A 2,151-nucleotide genomic window follows, 5' to 3' on the forward strand; every position below is an offset into this window, starting at 1 on the left:
GTGTGGAGCGTGACCCGGCACCTCCGGCTGGCGGGACAAGCCCTATCGCTACCGGGTCCGGGTCTGGGCGCCGAGCGTCGGGAGAACCGTCACCAACGAGGTCACCGACCCCTACGCGACCGCCCTGACCGCCGACTCCGCCCGCAGCCTGGTCACCGACCTGGCCGATCCCCGGCTCGCCCCCGCCGGCTGGGACTCGCTGAGGAAGCCCGGGGCCGTCCCGTCGCGCGACGCCCGTATCCAGGAGCTGCACATCCGGGACTTCTCCATCGCGGACCGCACCAGCGCCCACCCCGGCCGGTACCTCGCCTTCACCGACCAGGACTCGGACGGGATGCGGCACCTGCGGCGGCTGGCCCGCTCCGGCACCTCGTACGTCCACCTCCTGCCCGCCTTCGACTTCGGCACCGTCCCGGAGCGGCGGTCCGACCAGGCCCGGCCCGGCTGCGATCTGGCCGACCTGCCCGCCGACTCCGACCAGCAGCAGAAGTGCGTGGCCGCGACCGCCGACAGGGACGGCTACAACTGGGGCTACGACCCGCTGCACTACACCGTGCCGGAGGGGTCTTACGCGAGCGACCCGGACGGTCCGGCCCGCACCCGCGAGTTCCGGCGGATGGTGCAGGGGCTGGCCCACGCCGGGCTGCGCACCGTCATGGACGTGGTCTACAACCACACCGTGGCGGCGGGACAGGACGACAAGTCGGTCCTCGACCGCATCGTGCCCGGCTACTACCAGCGGCTGCTGGACGGCGGCAGTGTGGCCACCTCCACCTGCTGCCCCGGCACCGCGCCCGAGCACGCGATGATGGGCAAGCTCGTGGTGGATTCCCTCGTCACCTGGGCCAGGCAGTACAAGGTCGACGGTTTCCGCTTCGATCTCATGGGCCACCACCCCAAGGCCAACATCCTGGCCGTGCGCAAGGCGCTCGACGCGCTGACCCCCGCCAAGGACGGGGTGGACGGCACGTCGATCATCCTCTACGGCGAGGGCTGGAACTTCGGCGAGGCGGCCGACGACGCCCGCTTCGTCCAGGCCACCCAGCGCCATATGGCCGGTACCGGCATCGCCACCTTCAGCGACCGGGCGCGGGACGCGGTGCGCGGCGGCGGGCCGTTCGACGAGGACCCCCGCGTCCAGGGCTTCGCCTCGGGCCTCTTCACCGACCCCAACGGCTCACCGGCCAACGGCGGCCGGGACGAGCAGCGGGCCCGGCTGCTGCACGCCCAGGACCTGATCAAGGTCGGGCTCTCCGGCAACCTCGCCGACTACACCTTCACCGACACCGGCGGACGCCGGGTCAAGGGCTCCGAGGTCGACTACAGCGGCTCCCCGGCCGGTTACGCCGCCGCCCCCGGCGACGCCCTCGCCTACGCCGACGCCCATGACAACGAGACCCTCTACGACGCGCTCGCCTACAAGCTGCCCGCCACCACCCCGGCCGCCGACCGGGCCCGGGCGCAGGTCCTGGCCCTGGCCACCGCCACCCTCTCCCAGGGCCCGGCACTCAGCCAGGCCGGCACCGATCTGCTGCGCTCCAAGTCGCTGGACCGCAACTCCTACGACAGCGGCGACTGGTTCAACGCCGTCCACTGGGCCTGCGAGGACGGCAACGGCTTCGGCCGGGGACTGCCCCCGGCGGCCGACAACGAGCCCAAGTGGGCGTACGCCAAGCCCCTGTTGACCAACCCCGCGGCGCGTCCCGGCTGCCCCGAGATCACGGGCGCCTCGGGGGCCTACCGGGATCTGCTGCGGATCCGCACGACCGAGAAGGCGTTCAGCCAGGCCACGGCGGAAGGGGTGCAGGACGCGCTGTCCTTCCCGCTGTCCGGGACCGGAGAGACGCCGGGTGTCATCACCATGCGGCTCGACCGGCTCGTCGTGGTCTTCAACGCCACCCCGTCCCGGCAGTCGCAAACCGTCCCCGCCCTGGCCGGGACCCCGTACGCCCTCCACCCGGTCCAGGCGCACGGCTCCGACGCGACGGTGAAGACGTCCACGTACGAGCGCGCGACCGGCACCTTCACCGTGCCCGGCCGCACGGTCGCCGTCTACGCGGCCGAGGCCGCGGCAGCCGCCGGACGCTAATGCAGAGCGGTCAGCCGGTCGCCGTTCCTCAGGCGGCCCTTGAGGGTGGCGTGGGCACCGGG

The 2,151-nt window shown here is 73.0% G+C and carries 1 pseudogene; it reads left to right on the forward strand.

The features are described 5' to 3' along the window. Nucleotides 1-2,089: pseudogene (gene pulA / locus SSOG_RS32620) on the forward strand (pullulanase-type alpha-1,6-glucosidase); the annotation flags it as partial. Between the last annotated feature and the right edge of the window lie 62 nt (nucleotides 2,090-2,151).

Source organism: Streptomyces himastatinicus ATCC 53653 (assembly GCF_000158915.1).
GTDB lineage: Bacteria > Actinomycetota > Actinomycetes > Streptomycetales > Streptomycetaceae > Streptomyces > Streptomyces himastatinicus.